Consider the following 15,141-nt stretch of genomic DNA (forward strand, 5'->3'; position numbering starts at 1 on the left):
CTCCTGTCGCCGTGGCTGGACCTGACGCTTGGACGCGAGGTCGGCATGTGGTGGGGCGACAACCTTTCCGTTACCAATCCCATGGTTAGTCCGCTCTATGGATCGCTGGCCGGACTGCCGCCAACGTATGTCTATTCGGGTGGGCTGGATGTCCTCGTGATCTCCGCTAATGCCCTTCAGCAGGCGGCCATTAGCCAGGGTGCCCCGTTCAGCTTCTTCACTGCACCTTTCGAACATCACGACTGGGCTCTGGCGGATTGGCTGCGGTGGCCGCAGATCAACCGTGAACTCGGTATCGCGGCCTGATCGCTGGTCACCGCGGCGCACTACCGACAAACCGTCAGCCCTACAAAGTCTTCTGGTCGACCGAGGGTCCGCCCGTCGAGGCCGTGTTTCCGCACCCTTGGTGAGTGAAGTCAAAGTCCGCTCACCGACGGTGCCCACTGTCTTCCTAGGGACGATGGCTTCGGAAGGTCCGCCCTGCAACCCTTTTCAGTTCAGTTCGACGGGCTGGCAGATGCGAGCGCCACCGCTTCGAGGAGTCGCTCGATGGTGTGCAGTTGGTGGCTATGGTCACCGTCGATTTTGGCGAGCAGGGTGTTGATTCCGGTCTCCCGGTAGGCGGTGATGCGCTCGGCGACTTCGGTTGTGCTGCCGAGGAAATTGGTGAGTCTGCCCAGGTCCAACGGGACTGCGGCGCGGGCCTCCTTGCGGTGTCCTGATTGCCAGAGTCGGCTGACTTCGGCGACTTGTTCGCCATACCCCAGCCGGGTGAAGGCGTCGTTGTAGAAGTTCGTTCCGCCGGTACCCATGGCGCCGATGGTGAACGCGTAACCGTCGGCGTGGCGGCGGGCCGCAGCGGCGGTGTCGTGGGCGCTGTCGTGAAACTCGACGGCGACCGGGGCGACGAGGTCGAGTTCAGACAGTGTGCGCCCCGCCGATTCGGCTCCTTCGCGCAGGGGTTCGAGGAACACGTCGGCAGATTCGGGGATGAAGGCGTTACCCAGCCAGCCGTCGGCGACTTCACCGGTGAGGCGGAGATTGTGTGGGCCCATCGCGGCGATGTAGACCGGCACCGGACGGGGTCGCACGAGGGGCTGCAGGGCGGTGCCCCTGCTGTCGGGCAAAGGCAGGGGATAGATCTCACCGGGGTGCTCGAGACGGTTCCCTCGAGAGACGATGCGAATGATTTCCACAGTCTCCCGGGTGGTCTGGACGGGACGGTGGAACCGGACGCCGTGCCACCCTTCCATGACTCGGGGTCCGGAGGTCCCGATGCCGAGCAGGAACCGGCCGTGGGAGATTTCCTGCAGGCTCAGTGCTGAGGTGGCGAGCAGGGCGGGGCTGCGCGAACCAAGTTGCACGACGAAGGTGCCCAGCCGGATTCTTTCGGTGCACGCCGCCAGGTAGGCCAACCCGGTGAGGGCGTCATAGCCCCACACTTCCGGCACCCACAGTGAGTCGACGCCGAGCTGCTCAGCGCGTATGGCGAATTCAGCGGACCCGGGCAGACGCGGTTCGACGACCAGACCGATCCTCACAGCGAGCCGCCGGTCTGCTCGGCGATGTAGGCGAGATTGGCCCGCATGTTGGTCATCCACTCCTCAAGGCGGCGCGCCACAATGCGGGCTTCTTTGTGAGGCTGGGCGGTTATAGCGAACGTCAGCCCCGATGCGCCCGGCCCCATCCGCGCCCACTGTCGGACGATCGAGCCGGCCGAGGATGGCTCGACCTCGAACCCCCACGTTGCCCCGACGCCGGCGGGGTGGACCACATTCCACACCCATCGCCGGCCGGGCTCGACCTCGACGATCTCGCAGACGGTCTCCCACTCACCGAGTGCTTCGTGACGGTTTTGGCCCTTGAAACGGGCACCAACGGCTACGCGATCGGCACCATCGAGCCATTCCACCCCCACCAGTTCCGTGGAGACCCGTGCGGGCAGGGTGATGTCGGTTACGTGCCGCCACGCAGTGTCGGCGTCACAAGACAGTCGTTGGACTGCTTCCACAGTGGGTTGATCGCGGTAGAGCATTGGTCCGGTTCCTCCAAGTGGGGAGAGGTTGGGGTTAAGGCTCCAAGGGAAGGTCAAGGCGGCCGGGGCCGTCGGAAGACTCGACCCAATCGAATCGCTCGGCCCCGGCCCGAGATAGCCTTCGAAGCCTCATTTCGATGTGGTCGCCGCCGCCAGAACCGCATCGTTGACCGCGGTCGGCGTGATTGCGACGACGGCTTTCTGGGCGCGACTGGCGAAATCCAACAGGTAGCGACGTTTAGGACGCCTCGATGTCAGCGCGTGGTCGACGGCCTTGGTGACCTTCTTGGGATCGGCTGCAAGTTTTTGCATGCGCCCCAACAACTTCCTGCTTCCAGCGAGGTGCGACGCATACAGTCGGCGGTGCTCGTCGCTGAGGTGCTCGGCCATCCGGTCGTGATCGGCGAGGACGTCCGCCCACATATCGGTGCGGATTGGTCCCGGCTCGATGAGCGAAACCGGAATCCGCCACGGCCGCAGTTCCATACGGAGTGCATCGGCGAGGGATTCGATCGCATACTTCGATGCGTTGTAGGCGCCGGTGCCTGGCGTGGTGAACAGTCCACTGACCGAAGAGATGAACACCACTCGTCCCTGGAATGCACGAATTTTCGGCAGCACCGCCTGCGTCACTGCGATCTGCGCGATGACGTTGACGTCGAACTGCCTCGTCAAATCGTCCAGCGCCAGTCCCTCCACTGGTCCGTTGACGATGATGCCGGCGTTGTTGACGACGCCGTTCAGCTCCGCCGGAAGGACATCGGGCAGAGCGGCGATCGCGGACCGATCGGTGATGTCGAGCGGAACCGCATGCACGTTGGGTAGGCGGCCGAGGCTCTGCAGCGCATCGGCGGATCTGGCACTGGCATAGACGTCCCAGCCACGCCGGCTCATGTGCTCAGTGATCGCCAGGCCGATTCCCCGGCCCGCTCCGGTAACCAATACAGATGGCATATCTTCTCTTCTCTCTCTCTTCGTCTTTCGGTCGGTGGGGGCAGTCCGTCAAACCGCGCTCGAGGAAACGGACCGCTGCCAGATCAGAAGGAGCGGCCCGCCAAGGGCCTCCAGTGCGATCGCCGCCACTGTGACCGGGTGTGGTCTGCCGCGTTGTTGCCATGACCGCAACCGTGCCAGGCCACCGACGGCAATCGTCGCGAGCGCGAACGACACAGCCGGCGAACGCTCGACACGTCCGAACTGAGACCAGATGACGGGTCCCACAGCGAATTTGAACACATTGGCATAGCGCAGAGAACTGTCCACGGTCGGTGTCACATCTGGCGAGCCCCCCGGAACACCCTGCGGGCCTTGAATAATCTCGCCGGCTGCGCTTACCACGGGTATCGCCGCAAGCACCCCTAATGTCCATTGCAGTCGTCGTCGACTGTTACCACTCCGCTGCATCACGTCCAACCCCTCATTTACCGTTGTTGCCTTTACGTGCTTCGTTTACGCGATCGGTCTGCTCAGCTCCGCTCGCACGTGGCGAGTCATCTCGTCGGCCAGCACTTCGGCGGCTCCGGATTCGATGCCGTCGAGTACTTGCCGAATCACGTCCGCAGGCCGCGACTTGGCGCTGTCGGGAGCGAAGGCGGCCATATCGGTGTCCACCAGGCCGACGTAGACGCCCACCACCTGAACGCCGCGCGGCGTCAACTCGGTTCGCATAGCGTTGGTCGCACTCCACAGCGCGGCCTTGGACACCCCATAGCTACCGCCGGGCACCCAGGCGAGTATCGAGGAGACGTTGACGATCGCGCCCTGTCGCTCGGCGATCCGGTCGGCGAACGTCGCCGCCATCATCAGCGGGCCGAACAGGTTGGCCTCCAGTTCCTCCCGCATCGCGGTGGTGTCCCGCTCCAAGACTGACGCTCCGCGAAGGATGCCGGCGTTGTTGATCAGCACGCCGACGTCGTTGGCCGGCTCTGCTGCGGCCGCGATGGACGCCGGGTCGGTCACGTCGAGTTGCAGCGCAACGACTCGGGGATCGTCGTGGTCGATCGTGCGCGGGTCACGCGCAGCGGCATAGACCTTTGCTGCTCCGCGGTCCAGCAATTGAGCGACGTACTCGCGCCCCATGCCGCGGTTGGCTCCGGTGACGAGGACGGCCTGTCCGGCGAGCGCCGTCACCGCAGCGGCCTAGCTACTGAAAAGCTTTGGGGGCAAAGGAAAAATTTCATCGGGATCGCTTTCGGGAGTGGGTCGACGGTGGATGTTGCGTGCGGTCCAGAAGGATCTGGGCGTTGGAAATTCCGGATTCCAGGATGTCGTCGGAGAAAGCACGGTCGGTGACGGCGCGGGCGAGTTGCAGGGTGGCCACCAGGATCGTGAATAGCCCGATCGCGTCAGAACGCGCTGAGGAGGGATCGCCGGGAGACAATCGCGCCGCCACTTCGTCGACGACGTTCTGCATCGCTTGGGTATACGAGCGCCGGGTGGCCTTACCGCAGCGGCCGATCTCGTCGAGCAGGGCGGCGTTCGGGCACCCGGTTTCGGGATTGTCGCGGTGTTGCGGCGACAGGTACTCGCGCACAAACGCTTCCAACCCCGCTCTGTCCGGGGACGAGGGGAGGTTGGCCTGCCATCCGCGCATCTGTTCGGCCACGACGTTGGCCACCAGATCGTCCTTGGATTTGAAGTGCGCGTAGAACGCGCCGTTGGTGAGTTGCGCGTCCGACATGATCGCGGCGATTCCCGAACCGTCGATGCCGTCCCGCTTGAAACGCCGGCCTGCGGTTTCGAGAATCCTCTTGCGCGTCTCGCCTTTGTGCTCTGCGGTGTATCGCGCCACCGTCACCTCCTTGCTCGTCGCCTTGCGCCGCCTTGCAAATCGTAGCACATTGCCTTACGGTCATAATATTACATTCGTAAGTCAATTACTGTTGAGAAGGTGCCGCCTGATGACAGACCTGCATGACCCTCTTTCCCTGCCCTGTGGGTTGGTGCTTCCGAACCGGATCATGAAAGCCTCGATGAGCGAGGCGCTCGCCGAGGCAACCCACGCTCCCGGAGCGCGCCTCGAGCAGCTCTACCGCAGATGGAGTCACGGCGGCTACGGACTGCTGATCACCGGCAACGTCATGGTCGACCGCACTCAACTGGGCGAACCCGGCAACGTCGTGATCGAGGACGACCGTGACCTCGACGCGCTCACGCGGTGGTCCAAATCTGCGCACGACGGCGGGGTGCCGATCTGGGCTCAGCTCAATCACCCTGGCAGGCAATCCAATCCGTTGGACATCGGCCACACCCCGGTGGCGCCGAGTGCGGTGCCGCTGAATCTCCCCGGCTCAGCCACGCCACGCGAACTGACCCCCGCGGAGATCGAGAACATCATCGAGCGCTTCGTGACGGCGGCGACGGTCTGTGAGACTGCCGGATTCGACGGCATCCAGATCCACGCGGCGCACGGCTACCTCGTCACTCAATTCCTCTCGCCGCTGTCCAACCTGCGTACCGACGAATGGGGTGGCGACCCGGCACGACGGATGCGGTTCCTGCTCGAGATCGTTCGCCGGGTTCGTGCCCGGGTGTCGCCGGGCTTCGCGGTCGGCGTGAAGTTGAACTCCGCTGACTTCCAACGCGGCGGGTTCAGCGAAGAGGAGTCGCGCGCTGTGGTGGCCGCCTTGGCTGACGAGGGCATCGACCTCCTCGAAATCAGCGGCGGCAACTACGAGTCACCGGCGATGGCGGGTTCGGCGGCGGCCAGTACCCGTGCCCGCGAGGCGTATTTCCTCGACTACGCGCGAACGGTTCGGCAGATCGCTGGGGGAGTGCCGTTGGCGGTCACCGGCGGATTCCGCTCACGCGCAGCCATGCAGGAAGCGCTGCAAGCCGGTGATTGCGACGTGATCGGCATCGCGCGTCCGGCAGCTACGGTCCCGGACGCGGCGGACGCCGTCCTGTCCGAACGCGTGCCAGTGCTGACGACCCGCGAACTCAGTTACGGAATACCAAGCGCACTGGGCAAAGTGATTGACGGCAAGGCGCTGGATGGCGTGCTGAACATCGGCTGGCACACCGACCAACTGCACCGGATGGGCGCCGGGAAAGACCCCGATCTCAAGCGTGGCCGCCTGGCCACCACGATCGCACTGTTGCGCCGCAACGGCACTGTGTCCCGGCGTCCGAAGCGCGGCATCCGATGAAGGCGCCCGCATACGATCTGCGTGGAAAAGTTGTCCTCATCACCGGGGGAACCGGCGGGATCGGCAGCGCCACTGCACATGAACTCCTGCGCCGCGGCGCCAAAGTCGCCATAGCCGACCTCGACCCCCAGACCCCGCAGATCGGTGCCGCGATGTCATCGAGGTCGGCCCTGGGGGTGGTCGCCGACGTGCGTTCTCGCGAGACTCTCGATGCCGCAGTGGAAGTCGTCGTGGATCGCTTCGGCCGCCTGGACGTCGCGATCGCCAATGCGGGCATCCTGGCTCGAACCGGGACGTTGCGTACCACACCGGTTTCCTCGGTCGAGTCCCTACTCGCCGTGAACGTCACGGGTGTGGTCAACACCATCCAGGCTGCGATGGATCAGATCATCGCCCAACGCGGACAATTGGCTTTGATCAGCTCGGTGTTCGCGTTCGCCAACGGGATGGGCACGATTCCCTACGCGATGACGAAGGCGGCTGTGGAACAACTCGGCCGAGGATTGCGGGTGGAACTCGCCAACCGAGGGGTCTCTACCTTGGTCGCGTACTTCTCAATGGTTCACACCGCGATGATCACTCAGGGTGTGGACGGCGATCCACTGGCCGACCAACTGCTCGCGACGATGCCGCAGACGATGTTGAAGCGCATTGCGCCCGAGACTGCGGCGACAGCCGTCGTCGACGGACTTGCCCGTCGATCACCGACTGTGTTCGCTCCCTCCCGATGGAAGCCGCTGTCGGCGCTGCGCGGCCTGGTCAATCCCGTTCTGGATTCCCGGATGAGCCGTGACCTTCGGACCCAGGCTGCCCTAGCCGCACTCGATGGCCGACCTGTCACCCCCACAACAGCCGAACCGAAAGGCGCACGATGACAACCTGGAAAGACACACCCACCCGCAAGATCAACGTCGGCGGCGTCGAATTCGCCTACCGGGAACTCGGCGCCCAGTCAGAGGTACCGGTGGTGTTTCTCCATCACCTGACCGCGGTTCTCGATGACTGGGACCCACGCATTGTCGACGGCATCGCCGAACACCACCGCGTCATCGCCTTCGACAACCGCGGCGTCGGAGCGACGGGCTCCTCGGTACCGGGCACCGTCGAGCAGATGGGCACCGACGCCATCGCCTTCATCCGCGCCCTGGGATTCGACTACGTCGACCTGTTCGGCTTCTCCCTCGGCGGCGGCGTCGCCCAGATGATCGCGCTACAACAACCTCAACTCGTCCGCCGGATGATCCTGGCCGGCACCGGGCCCCGCGGCGGGGGCGGCATCGACAAGATGGCCACCATCGTCGGCGCCGCCTATCTCAAAGCAGCCCTCACCCGCAGCGATCCGAGGAACTTCCTGTTCTTCCCTCGCACGCCCGAGGGCAAGCGTGCCGCGACGGACTACCTGCACCGCCTCAAGGAACGCACGCACGACCTCGACAAACCAATCTCCATGCAGGCCCGCATCGCCCAGATCAAGGCAATCCGGCACGCCGGCAAGTCCGCACCGGACGATCTTTCGGTCATCACCCAACCCGTCCTGGTCGCCAACGGAGACCACGACCTGATGGTCGACAGCAGCCATTCGGCCGACATGGCACGCCGACTCCCCAACGCCCGACTGATCATCTACCCCAACTCCGGACATGGCGGAGTGTTTCAGCACCACCAGACCTTCCTCGCCGAGGCCCTGCGCTTTTTCGGTGATGACTCCACCCACAACGACAAAGGCGGAAAATGAGCAACTTTGACAGCACCGATTGGCCAATCAGGTCCTACCACGATGCGCCGACACGTTCGCTCAGCGCCGCAGGCGTGAACTTCGCTTACCGAGAACTGGGCCCCAAAAGCGAAGTGCCCGTGGTTTTCCTGGTTCACCTTGCCGCCAACCTGGACAACTGGGATCCCGCAGTCATCGACCCGGTCGCCCAGCATCATCACGTCATCGCCGTCGACTACCGCGGTGTCGGCGCGTCCAGCGGCGCGGCGCCGGTCACCGTCGAGGCGATGGCCGAGGACATCGCCGCCTTCATCGGGGCACTGGGCCATCGCAAAGTCGACATCCTGAGCTTCTCTCTCGGCGGCATGGTCGCCCAGGCGCTCGTGCTCAAATACCCCGAACTAGTCCGGAAACTGATTCTCACCGGGACAGGACCCGCTGGCGGAAAAGGGATCGACAAGGTCGCCGGTGTCACCTACTACGACACGCTGCGCGCCACTCTGGCCCGCAAGGACCCCAAGGAATTCCTCTTCTTCAACCGCGACAGCGTCGGCAAACGCGCAGCGAGTTCCTTTGTTCAACGCCTCGAAGAGCGCACGGCGAATCGCGATGCCCCCGTCAAGATCAGGGCATTTCAACGGCAACTCAAAGCCATCAAACGCTGGGGGCGCTCAACGCCGGCCGACCTCTCGGGGATCCGCCAACCGACCCTGATCGCCAACGGTGACCACGACCGGATGGTGCCTTCGGTTCTCTCCGAAGACCTTCACCGCAGAATCCCCGGCTCGCAGCTCATCATCTACCCCAATGCCGGCCACGGTGGAGTTTTCCAATACCACGACGAGTTCGCCTCCACCGCAATCGATTTCCTCGCCGACTAAGCCAGTCGGACTTCTTCCGCAGAAAGGCAGCTGAAAGGTGACTCAGCGCATGACAACGGTCCGCTGGCGCGACCCCGCACTCGGGCTGACTGTTCTTCCCGAACTCAGCGGTATCGAATTCATGAAAAAGATGGCCGATGGTGAACTGCCGGCGGCCCCCATTGCCAGCCATTTCGGTATGGATCTGATCGAGGTGGGCCCCGGCACCGTCACGTTCCGGTGTGTTCCTGACGAATCGCACTACAACCCGATAGGTGCCGTCCATGGCGGCTTGGTGTGCACGCTGCTGGACTCAGCACTCGGGTGCGCCACCCACACGACGTTGCCGGCGGGCAGCGGCTACACCTCCATTGAGATCAAGGTCAATTACCTGCGGTCAGTCTCCGCCGTCAGTGGGGCGTTGACCTGTACGGGGCGGGTCGTCAAACCGGGACGCCGGGTCGCCTTCGCCGAGGGTGAGGTTCTGGACGGCCAGGGCAAGCTGGTAGCAACTGCGTCCGGCAGCCTCCTGATCTTCCCGCTCGAGGGGAGCTGACCGAAATGCCTGAATCTGCTGACTTTCTCACCGTCGACGTCTATGACCGCCCGCCGCGGGGTCCGTGGCTGTGGAGCAGGAGTGTCAAAGTCGCCTTGCAGCAGAACATTCCGGGCTTGCGGGCGGTCACCGTCAACCACTCCAACCACTTGACGCACCAGTTGGGCCCCTCGAGCTTTCTTCCGCCGGGACGCGCTCTGATTGCTGCGTGGGATTCACCCGAGTCGGCGCTGGCAGCCTTCCGCGGACCGCTCGCCTGCGCGGTACAGTCTCCCGGCCGCTACAGTCTCGACGGCGAGGTGGTGCGGGCCCGTGTCGAACACGCCGGTGACCACTGGCACGGATGGAACCCCTCGGATGAAGGCAGCACGGCCATCTCGTCCGACGAACCTCTGGTCGTCATCGTCCACGGCATTCTCAAGCCACGACACCTGCTCGGGTTCGTCAAGAACAACGTGCATGCCGCGTCGAGGGCGGCCTTTCATCCCGGCCATCGCGGCAGTGTCGACATTTCATCGCAACTTCCGTTCGAGCACACGTCGGTCAGCTTGTGGAAGACCGCGAAACTGGCACGTGACTATGCCTATGCACCCGGCGGGCACGCGCAAGCGATGGAGCATGCCCGAACAACCGATACCCACCGCATGGGTGTCTATCTACAGGTGCGACCGCTGGCGAGTTCTGGCTCACTGGGTCTGGATTCGGCCGCGTTCCCTGATCTGCCGGCCGCCGCTCGCGGATAGCGGGGGCCGCCGGCCAGAGCGTGGTGTGGGCCGCGACGAACTGATCGAGGTCGAGCGACGCGCCGCCGTAGCGGTAGTCGACCGGCTTTGGAGCGACCATCTGTACGAGCTCGAGGCGCTGCGGGATGCTGTCCAGTGGCGTGCCTCGACGGGCGGGATCCGCTCGTGGAGTTCACCGGCGGGGCGACCCACCGATTCGAGCACATGCCGAAGGACATCGAGGCCGAAGTGGCCCAAGCCGTACTCGCCGGGCTGGCGCAGGACAGGCACCGCAAACCGGAGGATGTAGAGGATGTTGGCGAATAGGCGGCTTGCGCGGTCGTCTCTTGACGGCGTCAAGACCTGAGCCGAAAGCCGCTGGTAACCAGCCGGAACGAATCGGAGCGAGACGTGGTGAACCTGCAGCTCAGAGGGCGTTATGCCTGTTAGGACGCGGGTTCGATTCCCAGCAGCTCCACCAAGAAGATGCTGGTCAGAGTCAGAGACTCTGGCCAGTTTATTTCTCATCGGCTGTGGCCGACGATCTCCCAGCAGAATCCATCGTGATAGGGGCTCTGGATAAAGTAGTGCTCGTGAATTGTCGCCTTGCTATCGGGTTGCTCGCCGCTTTGGCGGCGGTGCTCGCCGTCCCTACCCAGGGCCATGCCGATCCGCCAACGAAATGTCTGAGCAACACGCCCAAAGGCAAGCAGGTCTACGTGCCCTGCGATCTACTCAACGCCGGCGTGAATTTCCCGCCGGGGCAGCGTTGTCCGCCGCCGCTCGAGCAGTACCCGAAAGATGTGCAGGACTGGTGTGGCGAAGGCCCGGGCCTTGCGAGTCCCACACCCTCGAGTCCCATAAGCCCGACAGGTCCTACAAGCCCTGCGCAGCCTACGAGCCCGGTGAGCCCAACGAGTCCTGCGACCCCGACGACTACTAAGACGCCGACGCCGACGACTACTACGACCCCGACGACTAGTACAACCCCGACGACTCCTACGGGTGCGATGAGTTCTACGAACCCGACAGCTCCGACGAGTCGCTAAGAACCCGGGCAGTCGATCGGAAGTGTTGACGCCGTCAAGGCCCGAAAACATAACAGCAGGTGACGGGGCGTACTGAACGGGATCGAAACTGGAATGAACCTGCAGTTCAGAGCCCAAAATGCCTGGTAGAGAATCGGGTTCGATTCCCGGCAGCTCCACAGGAATAGCCGGTCAGGACGAAAATTCTGGCCAATATTCTTTTCCATCATCGACCGAACGGCGTTTCCGCGACGAAGCAAGACGAAGCAATAGCCGCAATCGCGCAGTGGTCGCTATTCGCCAGGATTTGCCGACACCGAGCGACCCCCGCCACCGATTGGCTAGATCACCGGGCTGCACCAGAGTGGACTTGCGACTTAAGCGCTGCCCGCGCTGCCAGCATGCCGGACAGCATGGCCCCGCTGAAGCCGCCGAAGCCGCCGAACGTCGAGGCCAGCCACAAGCCCGGAACCGTTGTCTCGACACCTTTCGGTGTGCCCGCGGTCGGAATGGCTTGCGGGGGCACCTGGGCGAACCCGTAAACCGCTCCGTCCGGCGTGTTCAGATAATGCGCCATGGTGGCCGCGGTGGCCATCTCCCGATGCACGACGGCGGAGGCGAATCCGGGAAAGGACCGGTCGACCTGACCGATGATGGCCTGCAGCCACGCCTGCCGTTTGGCCTCATAGGACGACTCGTCGAGCTCCTTCCAGTTCGCCAGTCGATCCACTCCGGTAATGGAAACCAGATGGACGTCGGGAGGATTGAGGCCACTGTCGATGGATTCATAGTCGACCAGGATCACGCCCGGCATTCGGTTTCCGGGCGGGCCGGCGAGCAGATCAGCAAAGCCGGAGAAATCCGTCAGCCGCTCACACCAATCGGGCAGCAGCACCGTCGAATAGTGAGTCAGACCGAACTCGCGGGCCGGCCGGTCGAGACCCACCGCGACGGAGAACAGCGATGTCGAGAGTTCCCGCCCGGCGAACTGGTTCGAAAACGCGGAACGGCACTCTGGTGGAAGTGCGTCTGCGAGCACGGCGGGTGCGGCGTTGCCGAACAACACTGGTGCGTGGTCCACTCGCCGGTCGGCACCGTCGGGACCGGTGTGCGCTACACCGGCAGCGCGCCCCTGTTCATCGAGGAAAATCTCGGTAACCGTGCGCCCTGCGAGCAGCTCCCCGCCCTCATTACAGACCACATCGGCCAGGCTGCGGCTCAGGCTGGCCGAGCCGCCTTTAATGTAGGCCCCCCCACCGGAGAGGTACCCACCTTGACCCAGTGCGTAGTACACCCACCACAATCGGTCCGGGTCGTCGCCGTAGTAGCCGAGGTTGGCGGCCAGCGCCATCTTGGGCAGTTCGTCATCGCCGAATAGGTCCGCGAAGACTTCCGAGAGACTATGGCGCATGTCGCGAAGCAGCGGCCACAGAGTCAGCGGCAAAGTCGGAGCATGCAGGAACCACCACGCGCTGTTGTGCTCCTCGCCGACAACGCCCATCGCCGAGCGGACAGCCTCGACGCGCTGGAAGAAACGCCGGAAGGCCTTGCGGTGCAAGGGAAACCGATCGGCAAGGGCCGCCTGGGCGGCATCGTCTCCCGTGGGCAACACAAACGGCGGATCGAAGAGTCGGCTGCGAATTTCATAGAGCGGGCCGGCGGACACAAACTCCAACTCGCCATCGATGCCGAGCGCCCGCAGGATGCGCGCCTTGGGGTCAATGGACGTGGACAACTGTGCGGTCTCATGCAGGGACCCTTCAATTCTCAATGAACCGTGCTGGTATGTCGTTGCAGCTCCACCAATCTCGGTATTGCGCTCCACAACCAGCACCCGGTGACCGGCCCGTGCATAAAGGGCAGCCGCGGTCAGGCCACCAAGTCCGGACCCGATCGTGATCGCATCGAAATCGCCGGCCATGATCCTCATCCCCGATCCAGCAGAGCAACTGCTTTACGTGATCTACTAACGCTCGACGCTCGAAAGGCTGCGAGTCAGCCCGAAATACCGCCGTCGCGTCGTGTCGTTGGCGGGCCGATCGCTTGGACACAGGGGTGGTTTCCAATCGCGCTCTGCCTTTCCTTCGGCAGCACGTAAAGCGACGGTCCAGCAAGCTTCTTCCCTTGAGGGTGGTCCCGCGGAAGGCGCCCTGAATTTCAGACGTACGGACTGCGGCACCCCGTCGATTAATCCCTGGGTTAGAGCCTCTGCCGGCCTTGCGGCGAATGCCAAAACGGTCTCGGCTCCGGCCGAATCATCGATATCGAGCCATTTCCAGCAATCATCGCCCGGGATGACCACTCCCAGCTGCGCAACTCGGCCCGCTGCTGGCATCCAGTACCCCTCGTGTCGCGTGAAGGCTGATGCCTTCCAATCTGACACTAGGAACTGCAGCTGAATAGGGACTCAAGTCACAGCGGTGGCGACTGAATAGGGGTTCAGGTCACCGCAGTGGCGGCGGGACCGCCAGCAGTGCTCCGCAAATCGCCACCATCGTGTGCCTGCGGTATGACCCCCGCAGCCGCAGCCGTAGCCGCGGCCTGAACAGGCCGCTGCGGTTGAGCGGAATGGAATGATGCCGGCGCTTTAAGGCCGAACGGGATCCATTCAACAAGCCGATCCAGACGCCAAGCATCAAGCCACCCAGCCACAGTGATGTCGCGGCGTTCCGCAAGCGCCTCGGATTTGGTGCCTGTTACTGGTGACCCTGCGTTGCGGGGCTGGGGCGTCGGGGAGAGTGTTGACGCCATCACCACCTCTCGCGTATTCCCCAGGTCAATTCACGTGTTTTCGCGTCGTTTCGCGTAGCCAAATTTGTCGGTGCCGGTCGAAAAGTGAGCAGGTAGTTCCAGGGTGGTTTTCCCGGCAGCTCCACCAAACAACCGCTGTTCGAACACCATATTGTGCTAGGAAATCTCGGACGTGAGCATTGTGCGGCGACGCCTCGACGATGCCCTGTGCCCGGTCATCGTGACGACGGTGACCGGGAACGTGGATTAATCGACGACTTGCGGCCGTGACGCGGAGGCGCAGCGGTTCTCGCGAAACCGTCGCGTGCTGTGCGGCAACGACATAAGCTCCGGCTAGGCGGACGGTGCCGGCTGGGCACGTGACCAGTTGCTTCAAAGAGCGGAGCTGCTCGATGTCGTATGTCGTTGCGTTGCCCGAGGCGATGTCCGCCGCCGCCACGGACCTAGCCTCGATCGGCGAGGTGGTCGCGACGGCCGGCCGGGCCGCGGCGGGTGACACCACGGGGTTGCTCGCCGCTGCAGAGGATGAGGTGTCAGCGGCGATCGCGGCCGTGTTCTCCGCCCACGGCGCGGGATTTCAAGCTCTCAATGCGCAGGCGGCGGCGTTTCATGAGCGGTTCGTCCAGACATTGTCCGGCGCAACCGGAGCGTATGCCGCCGCCGAGGCGGCCGGTGCTGCGCCATTAGCGGCCTTCGAGCAGGCGGCGGTCGCTGTTCAGCGGCTTCCTGCCGAAGCGGCCACCGGGTTCGCATCCCTGTTTTCAGTGCGAAGTTCGCCGATCTTACAGCTGCTGGCGAGCGACATTCCGCCGTTCTCGTGGATCGTGGGCAGCAACTCGCCGCCACCGCTACTGAATTTATTACTGGGACAGACGGTTTCGCGTACCACGTACGAGGGGATGCAGGTCGTTCAGATCACGCCGGCTCATCCGACCGGCGAATACGTGGTTGCCTTGCACGGCGGCGGGTACATCATGCCGCCGACAGTCTTGCACTGGCTGAATTACTCGGTGAATTCCTACCTGACCGGCGCGACGTTCCAAGTGCCTATTTACCCGCTGATCCAGCAAGGCGGCACCGCCGGCACGGTGGTACCGGCGAAGGCCAATTTCATCTCCTCGCAAATTGCCCAACACGGGTACCAGAACGTCAGCGTGATCGGCGACTCCGCGGGCGGCAACCTCGCACTCGCGGCCGTCCAACACATGCTGCAGACGAACCCGCTCGGCCCCGTGCCGTCGTCCATGGTTCTCCTGTCGCCGTGGCTGGACCTGACGCTTGGACGCGAGGTCGGCATGTGGTGGGGCGACAACCTTTCCGTTACCAA

16 protein-coding genes are annotated in these 15,141 nt (G+C 63.8%); 9 read left to right on the plus strand and 7 right to left on the minus strand.

Annotation, left to right across the window (positions count from 1 at the left end; all coding sequences use genetic code 11):
• A partial coding sequence (locus tag AO501_RS04500; RefSeq protein WP_156452300.1) for an alpha/beta hydrolase occupies positions 1-306 on the plus strand: 306 nt, incomplete at its 5' end.
• 191 nt (positions 307-497) lie between these two features.
• On the opposite strand, the gene AO501_RS04505 is transcribed toward AO501_RS04500, so the two are convergent.
• The 6 genes from AO501_RS04505 to AO501_RS04530 form a co-directional block, all read right to left on the minus strand.
• Positions 498-1,541: an LLM class flavin-dependent oxidoreductase gene (locus AO501_RS04505; protein WP_055576578.1), complete on the minus strand. Its 1,044-nt coding sequence runs from the start codon at positions 1,539-1,541 to the stop codon at positions 498-500.
• Complete coding sequence (locus AO501_RS04510) at positions 1,538-2,035, minus strand: SRPBCC family protein (protein WP_055576579.1); 498 nt, start codon at positions 2,033-2,035, stop codon at positions 1,538-1,540. Before AO501_RS04510 ends, AO501_RS04505 begins: the two co-directional genes overlap by 4 nt.
• A gap of 129 nt (positions 2,036-2,164) precedes the next feature.
• Positions 2,165-2,989 carry an SDR family oxidoreductase gene (locus AO501_RS04515; protein ID WP_055576580.1) on the minus strand — a complete coding sequence of 275 codons (825 nt, stop codon included), beginning with the start codon at positions 2,987-2,989 and terminating at the stop codon, positions 2,165-2,167.
• Between the two features lie 48 nt (positions 2,990-3,037).
• Positions 3,038-3,439, minus strand: coding sequence for a DUF4345 domain-containing protein (locus AO501_RS34810; protein WP_082658378.1), 402 nt, complete (start codon positions 3,437-3,439; stop codon positions 3,038-3,040).
• Between the two features lie 45 nt (positions 3,440-3,484).
• Positions 3,485-4,165, minus strand: coding sequence for an SDR family oxidoreductase (locus tag AO501_RS04525; protein WP_055576581.1), 681 nt, complete (start codon positions 4,163-4,165; stop codon positions 3,485-3,487).
• A 46-nt stretch (positions 4,166-4,211) separates the two neighbouring features.
• Positions 4,212-4,826: a TetR/AcrR family transcriptional regulator gene (locus AO501_RS04530; protein WP_055576591.1), complete on the minus strand. Its 615-nt coding sequence runs from the start codon at positions 4,824-4,826 to the stop codon at positions 4,212-4,214.
• Between the two features lie 109 nt (positions 4,827-4,935).
• Between AO501_RS04530 and AO501_RS04535 the strand changes: the two genes are divergently transcribed.
• The 7 genes from AO501_RS04535 (at position 4,936) to AO501_RS36810 (ending at position 10,362) form a co-directional block, all read left to right on the plus strand.
• Entirely contained in the window at positions 4,936-6,183 is a 1,248-nt protein-coding gene (locus tag AO501_RS04535; RefSeq protein WP_055576582.1) for an NADH:flavin oxidoreductase/NADH oxidase family protein, read from the plus strand.
• Positions 6,180-7,058, plus strand: coding sequence for an SDR family NAD(P)-dependent oxidoreductase (locus tag AO501_RS04540; protein WP_055576583.1), 879 nt, complete (start codon positions 6,180-6,182; stop codon positions 7,056-7,058). The genes AO501_RS04535 and AO501_RS04540 overlap by 4 nt, the downstream gene beginning before the upstream one ends.
• Positions 7,055-7,918, plus strand: coding sequence for an alpha/beta fold hydrolase (locus AO501_RS04545; RefSeq protein WP_055576584.1), 864 nt, complete (start codon positions 7,055-7,057; stop codon positions 7,916-7,918). Before AO501_RS04540 ends, AO501_RS04545 begins: the two co-directional genes overlap by 4 nt.
• The gene (locus tag AO501_RS04550) at positions 7,915-8,778 is read left to right on the plus strand and encodes an alpha/beta fold hydrolase (RefSeq protein WP_055576585.1); all 864 of its coding nucleotides are present in this window, start codon (positions 7,915-7,917) and stop codon (positions 8,776-8,778) included. The genes AO501_RS04545 and AO501_RS04550 overlap by 4 nt, the downstream gene beginning before the upstream one ends.
• A 49-nt stretch (positions 8,779-8,827) precedes the next feature.
• Positions 8,828-9,313 (plus strand): PaaI family thioesterase, encoded by a 486-nt coding sequence (locus AO501_RS04555; protein ID WP_055576586.1) that lies wholly within the window; start codon positions 8,828-8,830, stop codon positions 9,311-9,313.
• A gap of 5 nt (positions 9,314-9,318) precedes the next feature.
• Positions 9,319-10,056 (plus strand): hypothetical protein, encoded by a 738-nt coding sequence (locus AO501_RS04560; protein ID WP_055576587.1) that lies wholly within the window; start codon positions 9,319-9,321, stop codon positions 10,054-10,056.
• Positions 10,057-10,221: 165 nt separating this feature from the next.
• On the plus strand, positions 10,222-10,362 hold the full coding sequence (locus AO501_RS36810) for a hypothetical protein (protein WP_156452301.1): 141 nt from the start codon (positions 10,222-10,224) through the stop codon (positions 10,360-10,362).
• Positions 10,363-11,409: 1,047 nt separating this feature from the next.
• Here AO501_RS36810 and AO501_RS04565 read toward each other — a convergent pair.
• Positions 11,410-12,984 carry a phytoene desaturase family protein gene (locus AO501_RS04565; protein WP_063892802.1) on the minus strand — a complete coding sequence of 525 codons (1,575 nt, stop codon included), beginning with the start codon at positions 12,982-12,984 and terminating at the stop codon, positions 11,410-11,412.
• A 1,222-nt stretch (positions 12,985-14,206) separates the two neighbouring features.
• On the opposite strand from AO501_RS04565, the gene AO501_RS04570 reads away from it, so the two are divergent.
• A partial coding sequence (locus AO501_RS04570; protein WP_055576589.1) for a PE domain-containing protein occupies positions 14,207-15,141 on the plus strand: 935 nt, incomplete at its 3' end.

Source organism: Mycobacterium gordonae (assembly GCF_001417955.2).
GTDB classification, from domain to species: Bacteria; Actinomycetota; Actinomycetes; order Mycobacteriales; family Mycobacteriaceae; genus Mycobacterium; species Mycobacterium gordonae_B.

Excerpts from the sequence above, each read along its gene's own strand:
- AO501_RS04515 (WP_055576580.1), bottom strand. The coding sequence starts at position 2,989 with ATGCCATCTGTATTGGTTACCGGAGCGGGCCGGGGAATCGGCCTGGCG.
- AO501_RS34810 (WP_082658378.1), bottom strand. The coding sequence starts at position 3,439 with ATGCAGCGGAGTGGTAACAGTCGACGACGACTGCAATGGACATTAGGG.
- AO501_RS04540 (WP_055576583.1), top strand. The coding sequence starts at position 6,180 with ATGAAGGCGCCCGCATACGATCTGCGTGGAAAAGTTGTCCTCATCACC.
- AO501_RS04565 (WP_063892802.1), bottom strand. The coding sequence starts at position 12,984 with ATGGCCGGCGATTTCGATGCGATCACGATCGGGTCCGGACTTGGTGGC.
- AO501_RS04545 (WP_055576584.1), top strand. The coding sequence starts at position 7,055 with ATGACAACCTGGAAAGACACACCCACCCGCAAGATCAACGTCGGCGGC.
- AO501_RS04510 (WP_055576579.1), bottom strand. The coding sequence starts at position 2,035 with ATGCTCTACCGCGATCAACCCACTGTGGAAGCAGTCCAACGACTGTCT.
- AO501_RS04555 (WP_055576586.1), top strand. The coding sequence starts at position 8,828 with ATGACAACGGTCCGCTGGCGCGACCCCGCACTCGGGCTGACTGTTCTT.
- AO501_RS04560 (WP_055576587.1), top strand. The coding sequence starts at position 9,319 with ATGCCTGAATCTGCTGACTTTCTCACCGTCGACGTCTATGACCGCCCG.
- AO501_RS04535 (WP_055576582.1), top strand. The coding sequence starts at position 4,936 with ATGACAGACCTGCATGACCCTCTTTCCCTGCCCTGTGGGTTGGTGCTT.
- AO501_RS04550 (WP_055576585.1), top strand. The coding sequence starts at position 7,915 with ATGAGCAACTTTGACAGCACCGATTGGCCAATCAGGTCCTACCACGAT.